The sequence below is a fragment of the Piscinibacter lacus genome (assembly GCF_016735685.1).
GTDB classification, from domain to species: Bacteria; Pseudomonadota; Gammaproteobacteria; order Burkholderiales; family Burkholderiaceae_C; genus Aquariibacter; species Aquariibacter lacus.
In genome coordinates this window covers 1-12,937 of sequence record NZ_JAERRA010000001.1, presented here as the reverse complement: position 1 = coordinate 12,937, position 12,937 = coordinate 1, and the positions used below count along the sequence as shown (strand labels likewise).

At 71.0% G+C, this 12,937-nt stretch carries 12 protein-coding genes and 1 rRNA gene; 9 read left to right on the top strand and 4 right to left on the bottom strand.

The genetic code is table 11. The features are described 5' to 3' along the window. Nucleotides 1-92 precede the first annotated feature (92 nt). From JI742_RS00065 to JI742_RS00055, 3 genes are read left to right on the top strand one after another with little or no spacing between them, the layout of a single operon-like run. Complete coding sequence (locus JI742_RS00065; RefSeq protein WP_201822774.1) at nucleotides 93-599, top strand: SET domain-containing protein; 507 nt, start codon at nucleotides 93-95, stop codon at nucleotides 597-599. After that, nucleotides 524-1,456 (top strand): biotin--[acetyl-CoA-carboxylase] ligase, encoded by a 933-nt coding sequence (locus tag JI742_RS00060; protein ID WP_236676858.1) that lies wholly within the window; start codon nucleotides 524-526, stop codon nucleotides 1,454-1,456. The genes JI742_RS00065 and JI742_RS00060 overlap by 76 nt, the downstream gene beginning before the upstream one ends. Then, nucleotides 1,450-2,157 (top strand): hypothetical protein, encoded by a 708-nt coding sequence (locus tag JI742_RS00055; protein ID WP_201822771.1) that lies wholly within the window; start codon nucleotides 1,450-1,452, stop codon nucleotides 2,155-2,157. Before JI742_RS00060 ends, JI742_RS00055 begins: the two co-directional genes overlap by 7 nt. Nucleotides 2,158-2,187: 30 nt before the next feature. Here JI742_RS00055 and JI742_RS00050 read toward each other — a convergent pair whose 3' ends face one another. The 3 genes from JI742_RS00050 to tkt all read right to left on the bottom strand — a co-directional run bounded on the left by JI742_RS00050 (nucleotide 2,188) and on the right by tkt (nucleotide 7,070). Further along, complete coding sequence (locus tag JI742_RS00050; protein WP_201822768.1) at nucleotides 2,188-3,762, bottom strand: S8 family peptidase; 1,575 nt, start codon at nucleotides 3,760-3,762, stop codon at nucleotides 2,188-2,190. Nucleotides 3,763-3,919: 157 nt separating this feature from the next. Beyond that, on the bottom strand, nucleotides 3,920-4,918 hold the full coding sequence (gap, locus tag JI742_RS00045) for a type I glyceraldehyde-3-phosphate dehydrogenase (protein ID WP_201822763.1): 999 nt from the start codon (nucleotides 4,916-4,918) through the stop codon (nucleotides 3,920-3,922). 91 nt (nucleotides 4,919-5,009) lie between these two features. Beyond that, a complete protein-coding gene (tkt, locus tag JI742_RS00040) occupies nucleotides 5,010-7,070 on the bottom strand; it encodes a transketolase (protein WP_236676712.1) in 2,061 nt (686 codons plus the stop codon). Between the two features lie 124 nt (nucleotides 7,071-7,194). Here tkt and JI742_RS00035 point away from each other — a divergent pair, with 124 nt between their 5' ends. From JI742_RS00035 to JI742_RS00020, 4 genes are all read left to right on the top strand, one after another. After that, a complete protein-coding gene (locus JI742_RS00035) occupies nucleotides 7,195-7,914 on the top strand; it encodes a nucleotidyltransferase family protein (RefSeq protein ID WP_201822760.1) in 720 nt (239 codons plus the stop codon). A gap of 124 nt (nucleotides 7,915-8,038) precedes the next feature. Further along, nucleotides 8,039-8,617 carry a hypothetical protein gene (locus JI742_RS00030; protein ID WP_201822757.1) on the top strand — a complete coding sequence of 193 codons (579 nt, stop codon included), beginning with the start codon at nucleotides 8,039-8,041 and terminating at the stop codon, nucleotides 8,615-8,617. Nucleotides 8,618-8,663: 46 nt separating this feature from the next. Beyond that, nucleotides 8,664-9,134, top strand: coding sequence for a PTS sugar transporter subunit IIA (locus JI742_RS00025; protein ID WP_201822754.1), 471 nt, complete (start codon nucleotides 8,664-8,666; stop codon nucleotides 9,132-9,134). Beyond that, a complete protein-coding gene (locus JI742_RS00020; RefSeq protein ID WP_201822751.1) occupies nucleotides 9,103-9,372 on the top strand; it encodes an HPr family phosphocarrier protein in 270 nt (89 codons plus the stop codon). The genes JI742_RS00025 and JI742_RS00020 overlap by 32 nt, the downstream gene beginning before the upstream one ends. 30 nt (nucleotides 9,373-9,402) lie before the next feature. Here JI742_RS00020 and JI742_RS00015 read toward each other — a convergent pair whose 3' ends face one another. Further along, nucleotides 9,403-10,263, bottom strand: coding sequence for a GNAT family N-acetyltransferase (locus tag JI742_RS00015; protein ID WP_201822748.1), 861 nt, complete (start codon nucleotides 10,261-10,263; stop codon nucleotides 9,403-9,405). A 198-nt stretch (nucleotides 10,264-10,461) separates the two neighbouring features. Between JI742_RS00015 and ptsP the strand changes: the two genes are divergently transcribed. Together ptsP and JI742_RS00005 are read left to right on the top strand one after the other, a co-directional pair. Continuing rightward, the gene (gene ptsP / locus JI742_RS00010) at nucleotides 10,462-12,192 is read left to right on the top strand and encodes a phosphoenolpyruvate--protein phosphotransferase (RefSeq protein ID WP_201822744.1); all 1,731 of its coding nucleotides are present in this window, start codon (nucleotides 10,462-10,464) and stop codon (nucleotides 12,190-12,192) included. A 353-nt stretch (nucleotides 12,193-12,545) separates the two neighbouring features. After that, nucleotides 12,546-12,937: ribosomal RNA gene (locus JI742_RS00005) — 16S ribosomal RNA — on the top strand; the annotation flags it as partial.

Below are 12,937 nucleotides of genomic sequence, written 5' to 3'. Positions count from 1 at the left end.
TACGGCCTCCCTACAATCCGCGCGCCTCTCGCGCACGCACGCACGCGCCTCTGCGCGCACGCCCTCGATTCACTGTAGCCAAAAGCCCCGACATGCCGCGCACCCCCCCGCCGAAGCCCGAGGCCCCCGACGCGGGACGGCGTATCCAGGTGCGGCGCTCCGGCGTGCATGGCAAAGGCGTGTTTGCGCTGCGGCCCATCGCTGCGGGCGACTGCATCGTCGAATACAAGGGCGAGGTGATCGACTGGCCCGAGGCGTTGCGCCGCCATCCGCACGATCCGGAACAACCGAATCACACCTTTTACTTCCACATCGACGACCGGCGGGTGATCGACGGCAAGGTCGGTGGCAACGCCTCGCGCTGGATCAACCATGCTTGCGAGCCCAACTGCGAAGCGCAGGACGGCGAGGGCCGCATCTACATCCATGCCCTGCGCGACATCGCCCCGGGCGAGGAACTGTTCTTCGACTACGGCCTGATGCTCGAAGGCCGCCACACCCCGGCGGTGAAGGCCGAGTACGCCTGCCACTGCGGCTCGCCGGCCTGCCGCGGCACCATGCTGGCGCCCAAGCGGCGCCGCGCCGGGGGCGGGCGCTGAGCGAGGCCCCCAGCTTCGCCGGGGCGGCCGAGGCGCTGTGGCAGGCGCTGGCGGCCGACTGGCCGGGTCTGGCCGTCGAGATCCTGCCGGAGGCCGATTCCAGCAACACCCGCCTGCTTGAAGCCGCCCGCGCGCAACTGGCCGCAGGGGCCGATCCGGCCGAGGCCCTGGCCGGGCCGCAGCTCCTCGTCGTCGAGCGCCAGACTGCCGGCCGCGGCCGCCAGGGCCGGCCCTGGCAGGCCGCCGCCGGCCTGGACGCCGAGGCGGCGCGCCGCCAGGCCCTGAGCTTCTCGCTCGGCCTGCGCCTGCCCGTGGACGGCCTCGGCGCGCTGGCGCCGCTGGTCGGCCTGGCGGTGGCCGAGGCCTTGCATCCGGCCCTGCGGCTGAAGTGGCCGAACGATCTCTGGCTCAACGGCGCCAAGCTCGGCGGCGTGCTCGTCGAAACCCTGCCGGCCGGTGCGGGCTGGCGCTATGCGGTGATCGGCATCGGCCTGAACCTGCGCACCCCGGCCGGGCTGCCCGAGGGCGCCTGGCCCGCGATCGGCCTGGACGCCCTGCCCGAGGGCCGCTGGGCCGGCGGCCAAGCCACCGCGCCGGCCGTCTGGGCCGCGCTGGTGCCGGGCCTGCTGGCGGCGCTGCGCCGCTTCCGGGCCGAGGGCTGGCCGGGCTTCGCCGCCGCCTGGGCCGCACGCGATGCGCTGCGCGGCCAGACGGTGCGGGTGCTCGACGGCCTGGGCCGCGAGCAAGCCCGGGGGCAGGCGGCGGGCCTCGACGAGCAAGGCGTCTTCCTTGTGCATACTGCCGCCGGTTTGCAAGCCTTCCCCTCGGCCGAAATCCTGAGCGTCCGTCCATGCTGAAGCCCCTGCTTTTCGTGCTGCTCGCCGCCAACGCGGGCGTGGCCCTCTGGGGCTATGTCGCGAGCGCCCGTACACCGCAACTGCGCCTGGGGGGCGACGGCACCCTCGCGCCCACCGGCAGCGAGCCGCAGTGGTCCGAGCGCATCGTGCTCGTGCCGCTGCCCGATGCGACCCCGACGCCGGCCCCGGCGAGCAACCGGCCCGCGCCGGCGCCGGTCGAGCCCGCGGCGCCGCTTGCTGCTGCGCCGACCGCGATCGCTTGCCTGGAGGCCGGGCCCTATGCCGAAACCGCCCGGGCCACGGTCGATGGCCGCGTCGCGGCCCTGGGCCTGAGCGGCCTGGAGAGCCTGCGCTGGACGCGCCGCGAGTCCGCGGGCTGGTGGGTCGCCATGGGTCCCTTCACCGAGGCAGCCCAGCGCGCCAAGCAGGCCGAGCTGCGCCGGCTGGGCGTGAATGCCGAGATGCAGACCAATGCCGCCGGCCGCTGGCTGGTGCTGGCCCGCAGCGCGGATGCCGCGGGCGCCGAGGCCCAGCTTCAGGCCCTGCGTCCGCGCGGCATCCGCACCGCGCGCAGCATGGAAGCGGGTCAGGGTGCAGGCTGGATGCTGCAACTGCCGCAAGCCACGCCGGCGCAACGCCAGGCCCTGCTCGACGCCCGGCTGCCCGGCCCCGGCTTCCGCGCCTGCGCAGCGGGCGCCTGAGGCGCCGCCTCCGCTGCCCCGGCTCCGCCTTCAGCCCGCGCGGCGCGCGCGCCCCGCGGCCAGCACGGCAGCTGCCAGGGCCAGCAGCCAGGGCAGACTGCCGGCTCCGCCGCCACCGCCCCCCCCGCTGTCGGCCCCGCCCGGCACGGTGCGGCTCGCCAGGCTGAGGGCGGCCCCCAGGTCCAGCATGCCGGCCCCGCAGGTGCTGGGGGTGCAGCGGCATTCGAGCTGATCGAAGTTGCCCGGCGCGACGCAGGCCGTGCCGCCCGCCGGGAAGGGCCGGGCGCTGCCTTGCAGCACGCTGCGCACCTCGTCGGGCGATAGCCCGGGCTGAAGCGTCAGCACCAGGCCGGCCGTGGCCGCGACCAGCGGCGTGCCGAAGCTGGTGCCCAGGGTGGCATCGGCGCCGTCGCCGGTGTAGCTGGAGGCCATGGGGCCTTGCAAGCCGGTGTCGGTGGTCGTGCTCAGCGGGTAGAGGCAGGCGCCGCTGAGGTTCTCGCAATTGCCGGCCGGGGCCGACAGCGTGACCTCCGGCCCCACGTCCGAGAAGCCGACCTTGCGGCCGTTGTGGCGCAGGCCGCCCACGGCGATCACGCCGCGGCAATTGGCGGGCGAGGTCACCGCCCGGCCGTTGGAATTGCCCACCGAGGCGACGACGACCACGCCGCGCGCGCGGACCGCGTCGATGGCCTGCTGGTAGACCGCGTCGCAAGCGCCCTCGCTGCCCAGGCTGAGGTTGAGCACCTTGGCCGGATGGAGATTGGCCGGCAGCCCGTCCACCGGCAGGCCCGCGGCCCAGCGCATGGCGGCGACGATGTCGGACTGAAAGCCCACGCAGCGGCCCAGCACCCGCAGGGGCAGCACGCGCAGGTTCCAGCCGGCGCCGGCCATGCCCGCGCCGTTGTCGGTGGCCGCACCGATCAGGCCGGCGACCTGGGTGCCGTGCCAGGAGCTGGGGGCGGCGCCGCAGCCGTTCGGATCCCCGTCGACGGTGAAGTCGCCCGGGTCGCTGGCATCGGCATCGCGGCCGTCGCCGTCGACGGCGATGCCGGTGTCGCCGATGAAGTCGTAGCCCGGCAGCAGCTTGCCGGCCAGGTCGGGATGCTCGAAGCGGATGCCGCTGTCGAGCACGGCGACGATCACGCTGCTCGACAGGCTACCGCCCTGGCTCAGGTCCCAGCCGCGCACGGCGTCGATGGCGCTGACCTGGGTGGCATTGGGGGCGCGCAAATACCACTGGCCGATGGCCGGCCCCAGGCTGCCGCCGCTGAGCAGGCGCGGGTCATTGGGCAGGGCATGGCGCTTGGCCGGGCGATCGAGTTGCACGGATGCAACGGCGGGGTCGGCCGCCAGGGCCTGCATGAGCGCGGCGGCGTCCTGGCCCGGCGCGCCCTGCACCGCCATCTGGCCGGCGCCGGCCGGCCCCAGCAGGCGCAGGCCCAGGCGCGGGGGCAAGTCGGCGGGCAGGGCGGCCGAGGCCGCCTGGGCGCTGGCACCGGGCTTGAGGCTCACGATCAATCGCGGGCCTTCGGCCGCCAGGCCGGGGCCGGCCAGGGCGCCGAGCAGCAAGGCGGTCCCGATGCGGCGCAGGACGGTTCGGGGCATGGGCTTCCTCCAGGATGCGCCGCAGTGTAGGCAGGCTGTGTGGCAGGCCGATGGGCCGGCGCGGCGCGGGGCCTTGCCCCGCCATGCAGGCGCAAAAAAGCCCGCCGAAGCGGGCTGCGGGTCTGGCGGGCGGACGGGCCGCCGCAAGCGGCCGGCCTCAGCCGGCGATGACGCGGACCATTTCCAGGACCTTGTTCGAGTAGCCCCACTCGTTGTCGTACCAGGCGACGACCTTGACGAAGGTCTTGTCCAGCGCGATGCCGGCTTCGGCATCGAAGACCGAGGTGCAGACTTCGCCGCGGAAATCGGTGGCCACGACCTTCTCGTCGGTGAAGCCGAGCACGCCCTTGAGCGCGCCTTCGCTCTGGGCCTTCATCTCGGCCACGATCTCGGCATAGCTGGCTTCGGCGTTGAGCTCGACGGTCAGGTCGACGACCGACACGTCGCTGGTCGGCACGCGGAAAGCCATGCCGGTCAGCTTGCCCTTCAGTTCGGGCAGCACCACGCCCACGGCCTTGGCCGCGCCGGTGCTCGACGGGATGATGTTCTCCAGGATGCCGCGGCCGCCGCGCCAGTCCTTGTTGCTCGGGCCGTCGACAGTCTTCTGCGTCGCGGTGGCGGCGTGCACGGTGGTCATCAGGCCGCGCTTGATGCCCCACTTGTCGTTGAGCACCTTGGCGATCGGGGCCAGGCAGTTGGTCGTGCAGGAGGCGTTGGAGACGATGGCCTGGCCGGCGTAGGTCTGGTGGTTCACGCCGTAGACGAACATCGGCGTGTCGTCCTTCGAGGGGGCCGACTGGATGACCTTCTTCGCGCCGGCCTTGAGGTGGGCGTCGCAGCTTTCCTGGGTGAGGAAGAGGCCGGTCGACTCGACGACGATGTCGGCGCCGACCTCGCCCCAGGCCAGTTCGGCCGGGTTCTTGATCGCCGTCAGGCGGATCTTCTTGCCGTTGACGACCAGGGTGTTGCCGTCCACCGAGACCTCGCCCTTGAAGCGGCCGTGCACGCTGTCGTACTTCAGCATGTAGGCCAGGTAGTCGGGCTCCAGCAGGTCGTTGATCGCGACGACTTCGATGTCCTGGTGGTTGGCGATGGCGGCACGGAAGACCATGCGGCCGATGCGGCCGAAGCCATTGATGCCGATCTTGAGGGTCATGGAAAGTCTCCAGTTCAGTTGAGGATGATGGGAAACCGGGATCGGCATCGCGGCGCCCTCGGGCGCCGGGCGCATGCCTGAGAGCAGGGGCTTACTTGCCGAGCACCTTGCGCACGGTGGCGACCAGGTTCTCGGAGGTGAAGCCGAAGTGCTTGAACAGCGCGCCGGCCGGGGCCGATTCGCCGAAGCTGTCGAGGCCGACGACGGCGGCGCAGCCGTACTTCCACCAGAAGTCGCTCACGCCGGCCTCGATCGCGATGCGCGGCAGCTTGGGCGGCAGCACCTCGCTCTTGTAGGCCGCGTCCTGCCGGTCGAAGACGGTGGTGCTCGGCAGGCTGACGACGCGCACGGGGATCTTGGCCTGGGCCAGCGCGGCCTGGGCATGCAGCGCGATCTGCACCTCCGAGCCGGTGGCCAGGATCACTGCCTTGGCCGGCTTGTCCAGGCCGACCTCGGAGGGCTCGGCCAGCACATAGGCGCCGCGGGTGATGACGTCGGCATCGGTGCGCGGGGCATAGGGCAGGTTCTGGCGCGACAGCAGCAGGGCGCTGGGCCGGTGCTTGTTGGCCAGGGCCAGGGTCCAGGCCACCGCGGTCTCGCAGGTGTCGGCCGGGCGCCACACATCCAGGCCGGGGATCAGGCGCAGGCTGGCCGCATGCTCGACCGACTGGTGGGTCGGGCCGTCTTCGCCCAGGCCGATGGAATCGTGGGTGAAGACATGGATGACCCGCAGCTTCATCAGCGCGGCCATGCGGATGGCATTGCGGCTGTAGTCGCTGAAGGTCAGGAAGGTGCCGCCGTAAGGGATGTAGCCGCCGTGCAGGGCGACGCCGTTCATGATGGCGGCCATGCCGAACTCGCGCACGCCGTAGTTGATGTGGCGGCCGATCGCGCCGGACTCGGTCCGCACCACCGCACCCGCCGCATCGACCCGGAAGGCCGGCGTGCTGTTGGTGTTCGTCAGGTTGGAGCCGGTCAGGTCGGCGCTGCCGCCCAGCAGCTCGGGCAGCCGGGCGGTGAAGTGTTCCAGCGCGATCTGGCTGGCCTTGCGGGTGGCAACGGTCTCGGCCTTGTCGTGCGCGGCGCCGACGGCTTCGACGGCGATCTCGGCAAAGTCGGCCGGCAGATCACCGGCCATGCGGCGCAGGAAGGCCTCGGCCAGCTCGGGATGGGCGGCGGCATAGGCCTCGAAGCCCTGCTGCCAGCTTGCCTGCAGCGCGCCGCCGCGGGCCTTGGCATCCCAGGCGGCATAAACCTCGGCCGGCACCTCGAAGGGCGCATGCGGCCAGCCGATGGCCTCGCGGGTCTTGGCGATCTCCTCGGCACCGAGCGGCTCGCCGTGGGCCTTGGCGGTGTTGGCGCGGTTGGGCGAGCCCTTGCCGATGTGGGTCTTGGCGACGATCAGCACCGGCTGGTCGACGCTGGTCTTGGCCTGGGCGATCGCGGCATCCACCGCATCCACATCATGGCCGTCGACGGGGCCGATGACCTGCCAGCCGTAGGCCTTGAAGCGGGCCGGCGTGTCGTCGACGAACCACGGCTGGACCTGGCCGTCGATGGAGATGCCGTTGTCGTCGTAGATCGCGATCAGCTTGTTGAGCTTCCAGGCGCCGGCCAGGGCGCAGGCCTCGTGGCTGATGCCTTCCATCAGGCAGCCGTCGCCCAGGAAGGCGTAGGTGCGGTGGTCGACGAGGGCATGGCCGGGGCGGTTGAACTCGGCGGCCAGCAGCTTCTCGGCCAGGGCCATGCCCACCGCATTGCTGATGCCCTGGCCGAGCGGGCCGGTGGTGGTCTCGATACCGGGGGTGATGCCGACCTCGGGATGGCCCGGGGTCTTGCTGTGCAACTGGCGGAAGGCGCGCAGCTCGTCCATCGGCAGCGCATAGCCGCTGAGGTGCAGCAGCGCATAGATCAGCATCGAGCCGTGGCCGTTGCTGAGCACGAAGCGGTCCCGGTCGACCCAGGCCGGATCGGCCGGGTTGTGGCGCAGGTGGCGGCTCCAGAGGGCCACCGCGATGTCGGCCATGCCCATCGGGGCGCCGGGATGGCCGGAGTTCGCAGCCTGGACCGCGTCCATGGCCAGGGCCCGGATCGCTGCGGCCATGAGGGAGGGGCTGGCCGCCGGGGTGGCCTGGGGTCGGGTCGAAGCCATGAAAGGGGGACGCTCCGTTGGAATCGAGGGCAAACCCACATTTTAGGTGCCGGCCGCCGCGACGCCCGCCGGCCCCGCCGGCGTGGCGCTGGAGACGACGCCGCACGCCGTAAAGTGGCTTGCGATGACTGCATCGAATCCCCTGCCCGCCTTCATCCTGGCCGCCGGGCGCGGCGAGCGCCTGCGCCCCTGGACCGACACCGTGCCCAAGCCCCTGCTGCCGGTGCAGGGCCGGCCCTTGGTCGAATGGCATCTGGCCGCGCTGGCCCGCGACGGCGTGCGCCGCGTCGTGATCAACACTGCCTGGCTGGCCCCGCAGTTCCCGGCCATGCTGGGCGACGGCCGCCGCTGGGGCCTGGACCTGCGCTACAGCGACGAGCAAGCCGCCCACGGCGGCGCGCTGGAGACGGCCGGCGGCCTGGCCACGGCCTGGCCGCTGATCGACGCGCCGGCCTGCTGGCTGCTGGCCGGCGACGCCTGGGTGCCGGGCTTTCGCTTCGACCCGGCGCGGGCCGAGACCTTTCTTACCAGCGGGGATCTGGCCTGGCTGTGGATGGTGCCCAACCCCGGGCACCGGCCGCGCGGCGACCTCATGCTCGACGCTGCCGGCCGCCTCCAGCATCTGCCGGCCGGGGGCGAACTGCCACCGGGCGCCGAGGCGCGCACCTATTCGACGCTGGCCCTGGTTCGGCCGGCCCTGGTCGAGGGCCTGGCACCGGGGCAGCGCTCGCCGCTCAAGCCCTGGCTGGACCGCGCGATCGACGCCGGTCGCCTGGGGGGGCTGCGGCTGGATGGGCCCTGGGTCGACGTGGGCACCGCCGAGCGCTGGCAGGCCCTGGGCTAAGGCAGGCAGAACCCCCCGTCTGCGGGCCGTGGCGTGGCCGCCGCACCGGGTGCAAGGGCCACTCGCGCGGGCCGGGCCGGGCATGCGAACATGGCCCGCGATGTCCGATCTCCCGTCCCTTCCGATGGCTTCTTCCCCGCCCGTGCAGTCGTCCGGCCGGGCGCCGCGGGCCATGCGGCGCACGTGGTTGGGCTGGGCCGGGGGGCTGTTCGTCCTGGCGCAGGCTTGCAGCCCGGCGCTGGACTGGCGCAGCGTGCGGCCGGCCGAGGGCGCGGTCGCCGTCTGGATGCCCTGCAAGCCCGAGCGCTACGAGCGACCGGTTCGCCTGGGGCCGGAACTGAAGGCCACGATGGAGATGCAGGTCTGCGATGCCGGCGGCACCACCTGGGCGGTGAGCACCTTCGAGGTGGCCGAGGACGCGGCGATCGACCCGGCCCTGGCCGCCCTGCGCGCCGCGCGCCCGGTCCAGTTGAGCGGCACCGAGCGCGAGGCCCGCGCCTATGCGCCTGTCGGTGCGGCGTCGCGGGTGGAGGCTCGGCGCATCGTTGTTGAGGGCCAGCGCCCCGACGGCCGGCCGGTGCGCGAGCTTTCGGCAGCCTTTGCCGTCGACCGGCAGATCTACCAGTTGCTGGCGCTCGACGGCCAGCCCGGCCCCGAGGCGCTGGAGATGTTCTTCGACGGCATGGAGGCGGGTCGCCCATGAGCCGCCGGCCCGCCCCACCGCCCGTGGCTGCCCGGAAGGAGCGTGCATGGCCCGGCTGCTGATCCTGGCCCATGCGCCGCTGGCGAGCGCCTTCAAGGCCGTCGGCACCCATGCCTTTCCGGAGCAAGGCGAGGCCCTGCTGGCGCTCGATGTGCTGCCCGATGCCGCGCCCGAGGCCACCGAGCAGCGCGCACGCGGCCTCATCGAGGCCCTGCCGCCCGAGCCCGAGGGGCTGGAGCTGCTCATCCTGACCGATGCCTTCGGGGCCACGCCCTCGAACATCGCCCAGCGCCTGGGCGACCTGGGGCAGGTGAAGATCGTCACCGGCCTCAACCTGCCCATGCTGTGGCGGGCGATGAACTATGCGGGCGAGCCGCTGGACCGCCTGGTCGCCCGCGCCGTTGCGGGGGCAAGCCAGGGCGTCATGCAGGTCGCCAATGCCCGGCCGCAGAATCAGGCCCAATCTGTCGGACCCCGTTCACGCGATGATCTCCAGGCGCATCACCATCAGCAATAAGCTCGGGTTGCATGCCCGCGCCTCGGCCAAGCTGACCAAGCTGGCCGCAAGCTTTCCCTGCGAGGTCTTCCTCAGCCGCAACGGGCGCCGCATCAATGCCAAGAGCATCATGGGCGTGATGATGCTGGCCGCCGGCCTCGGCAGCGAGGTGGAGCTGGAGACCGAGGGGCCGCGCGAGGATGAAGCGGCCGAAGCCATCGTCGCCCTCTTTGAAGCGAAGTTCGGCGAAGGCGAGTGAGTGCCGGGGGGTGATGCCTCCGAGCCCAGCTCAGAGCGAGGCGACCGGTTCCTGACCCAGGAAGTGCCGCCGGTACTTGGCCGGCAGGTCCTCGATGCGCATCAGCAGCGGCAGGTCGGCCGTGTTGAAGTCCGGATCCCAGGCCGGCGCACCCAGCACGCGGGCGCCGCAGCGCAGATAGCCCTTGATCAGCGGCGGCGCGTCGACCGTCAGGTCGCTGCGCAGCTCGGCCACCGGCAGCGGCAGGCGCGGACGCACCTGCCATTCGATAGGCGCAAGGTGCGTGTGGCGCAACTGCTCCCACAGGCTGGCCGCCAGGTGGCCGCCGTCGCGCATGCTGATGCTGGCGCAGCCGACCATGGTGTCGAGCTGGTTGCGGTGCATGAACTCGGCCAGCGCACCCCACAGGGCCAGGATGGCGCCGCCGTGGCGGTGGTCCGGATGCACGCAGGAGCGGCCCAGCTCGACCATGGTCGGGCGCAGGCTGCGCAGGCGGACCAGGTCGAACTCGGTCTCGCTGTAGAGGCCGCCGACCCGACGCGCCGCATCGGGCGTCAGCACGCGGTAGGTGCCGATGACCGGAGCCGACTCGTCGTCGAGCACGGCGCGCACCAGGAGGTGCTCGCAATAGGCATCGAAGACGTCCACGTCCAGGCCGGCCGGCGTGCCCACCGGCGGGCTGAGGCGGGCACCCATCTCCTCGGCAAAGACCTGGTACCTCAGACGCTGGGCCTCGCGGACTTCCGCTTCATCGCGCGCCCAAGCCACAACCAGACGCGCACGCCCGGATGATGGAGCGGCTTCCCGGCCTGGAAGCGACCTCCGTGAGGCGCGCGTCTCGCGGCCCGTGAGGTCGTGCAGCGGCTGGGTCGGCAGTGGCAGATCCCGCATCGTCGGTCCCTTGCTCATGAAGTCATCGTGTGGGGCCGGAGCTTCGGCCTTGCCGGTGACGTGCCCGTGTCGGCTCGGTGATCGCTTTGTGACAGGCGCGGGGCTGCGTGGCGCCGCGGGCCGGCGCGCGGAAAGGGCAGTGCGACAAGGGGTGAAGCCGGATCGAAAGCCCCGCATTCAGGGGCTAGCATCGAGTGCATGAGTTTTCAGCTCTTCGGATTGCCCGTGGCGCGGGGCGTGGCGATCGGCCGCGCCCTGATGGTGTCTTCCAGCCGCGTGGACGTGGCCCACTACTACATCGAGCCTGCGCAGATCGAGGCCGAGACCCAGCGCCTGCGCGAGGCCCGCGATGCGGTGGTCATGGAGCTGGAGACGCTTCAGCGCGAACTGCCCGGCGATGCGCCGGCCGAGCTCTCGGCCCTGCTCGATGTGCATGTGATGCTGCTGCAGGACGAGTTGCTGAGCGCGGCCACCAAGCAATGGATCGCCGAGCGCCACTACAACGCCGAGTGGGCGCTTTCGGCCCAGCTCGAAGTGCTCGCCCGGCAGTTCGACGAAATGGAGGACGACTACCTGCGCGAGCGCAAGGCCGATCTGGAGCAGGTCGTCGAGCGGCTGCTGCTCGTGCTGTCCCAGGGTGCCGCCGGCGGGGTGCGCGGCGGCGGGCTGGCCCAGGCTGCCAGCGCCCCCGGGGGGGGTGAGGATCCCTTGATCCTCGTGGCCAACGACATCTCGCCGGCCGACATGCTGGGCTTTCGCCGCAGCGTGTTCACCGGTTTTGTCACCGATGTCGGCGGGCCGACCTCGCACACGGCGATCGTCGCGCGCAGCTTGAACATCCCGGCCGTCGTCGGCGCGCGCGAGGCCAGCCGGCTGATCCGCCAGGACGACTGGATCGTGGTCGATGGCGATGCCGGCCTGGTCATCGTCGATCCCTCGCCCATCGTGCTGGAGGAGTACCGCTTCCGCCAACGCAGCGGCGAGCTTGAGCGCGAACGGCTCGGGCGCCTGCGCCACACGCCGGCCGTCACCCTGGATGGCGAGCCGGTCGAGTTGCTGGCCAACATCGAGTTGCAGTCGGACGCGGCGGCTGCGATCGCCGCCGGCGCCCAGGGCGTGGGCTTGTTCCGAACCGAGTTCCTGTTCATGAACCGCAACGGCGAACTGCCGGGCGAAGAGGAGCAGTTCGAGGCCTACCGCGGCGTGGTCGCCGCAATGCGCGGCCTTCCAGTGACCATTCGCACCGTCGACGTCGGTGCCGACAAGCCGCTGGACCGGCTCTCCATCCATGAGCTGCGGCACGAGCAGGGCCTCAACCCGGCACTGGGCCTACGGGCCATCCGCTGGAGCCTGTCGGAGCCGAGCATGTTTCGCCAGCAGCTCCGGGCGATTCTTCGGGCGGCTGCGCACGGCCCGGTGCGGCTGCTCATCCCGATGCTGGCCCACGCGTCGGAGATCCGCCTGACCTTCGAGATGATCGATCGCGCCAGGCAGCAGCTTGGCGACTCGGGCCAAGCCTTCGGCCCGGTGCAGGTCGGGGCCATGATCGAAGTGCCGGCTGCTGCACTGATGGTCGACGCCTTCCTCGACCGCTTCGACTTCCTCGCCATCGGGACCAACGACCTCGTCCAGTACACCCTGGCCATCGACCGTGCGGACGAGGCGGTGGCCCACCTCTACGATCCCTGGCACCCTGCGGTGCTGCACCTCCTGCAGCACACCATTCAGGCAGCACGGGCACGTGGCAAGTCGGTCTGTGTCTGCGGAGAGATCGCAGGCGACAGTGACTTCACCGAGGTGTTGCTTGCCATGGGGCTGCGCAGCTTCTCCATGCACCCAAGTCAGATCCCTGCCCTCAAGCAGAAGGTCCTGCGCAGCGACACGCGCCGCTGTGTCATCAAGCGGCCCCAGCGTAGCGGTCGCGACTGAGGGCGGGAGGCGCATCACGCCCGACCTCAGCAAGAAAGCGCTACCTGCTATTGCTAGGTGCGAAAAGTCTGCTAGAGTAGCGGGCTTCGCTGATGACGGCGGCGGCGCAAGTCGCACCGACCAAGCGAGGGGCGAAGAAAGTAGCGAAGACCAAGTGCTTGACACGGTCATCAAAGCGAACAATAATTCGACTCTTCTGCTGAAAAGCAGGCGCCGCAAGGCAACCGCTCTTTAACAAACAACAGCCGATAAGCGTGGGCGTTTGAAGGTGTAATGCCGAAACGAGTCGCAAGACTCACAAACGCTCCACGGAAGAGAAGTTCACTTCAATTCCGAGTGAGTGATTCAAGATCGAACTGAAGAGTTTGATCCTGGCTCAGATTGAACGCTGGCGGCATGCCTTACACATGCAAGTCGAACGGTAACGCGGGGCAACCTGGCGACGAGTGGCGAACGGGTGAGTAATGCATCGGAACGTGCCCATCAGTGGGGGATAGCCCGGCGAAAGCCGGATTAATACCGCATACGACCTGAGGGTGAAAGCGGGGGACCGCAAGGCCTCGCGCTGATGGAGCGGCCGATGTCGGATTAGCTAGTTGGTGGGGTAAAGGCTTACCAAGGCAACGATCCGTAGCTGGTCTGAGAGGACGACCAGCCACACTGGGACTGAGACACGGCCCAGACTCCTACGGGAGGCAGCAGTGGGGAATTTTGGACAATGGGCGCAAGCCTGATCCAGCCATGC

Excerpts from the sequence above, each read along its gene's own strand:
- JI742_RS00015 (WP_201822748.1), bottom strand. The coding sequence starts at position 10,263 with ATGCGGGATCTGCCACTGCCGACCCAGCCGCTGCACGACCTCACGGGC.
- JI742_RS00030 (WP_201822757.1), top strand. The coding sequence starts at position 8,039 with ATGGCTTCTTCCCCGCCCGTGCAGTCGTCCGGCCGGGCGCCGCGGGCC.
- JI742_RS00065 (WP_201822774.1), top strand. The coding sequence starts at position 93 with ATGCCGCGCACCCCCCCGCCGAAGCCCGAGGCCCCCGACGCGGGACGG.
- JI742_RS00020 (WP_201822751.1), top strand. The coding sequence starts at position 9,103 with ATGATCTCCAGGCGCATCACCATCAGCAATAAGCTCGGGTTGCATGCC.
- JI742_RS00055 (WP_201822771.1), top strand. The coding sequence starts at position 1,450 with ATGCTGAAGCCCCTGCTTTTCGTGCTGCTCGCCGCCAACGCGGGCGTG.
- JI742_RS00025 (WP_201822754.1), top strand. The coding sequence starts at position 8,664 with ATGGCCCGGCTGCTGATCCTGGCCCATGCGCCGCTGGCGAGCGCCTTC.
- gap (WP_201822763.1), bottom strand. The coding sequence starts at position 4,918 with ATGACCCTCAAGATCGGCATCAATGGCTTCGGCCGCATCGGCCGCATG.
- JI742_RS00050 (WP_201822768.1), bottom strand. The coding sequence starts at position 3,762 with ATGCCCCGAACCGTCCTGCGCCGCATCGGGACCGCCTTGCTGCTCGGC.
- JI742_RS00035 (WP_201822760.1), top strand. The coding sequence starts at position 7,195 with ATGACTGCATCGAATCCCCTGCCCGCCTTCATCCTGGCCGCCGGGCGC.
- ptsP (WP_201822744.1), top strand. The coding sequence starts at position 10,462 with ATGAGTTTTCAGCTCTTCGGATTGCCCGTGGCGCGGGGCGTGGCGATC.
- tkt (WP_236676712.1), bottom strand. The coding sequence starts at position 7,070 with ATGGCTTCGACCCGACCCCAGGCCACCCCGGCGGCCAGCCCCTCCCTC.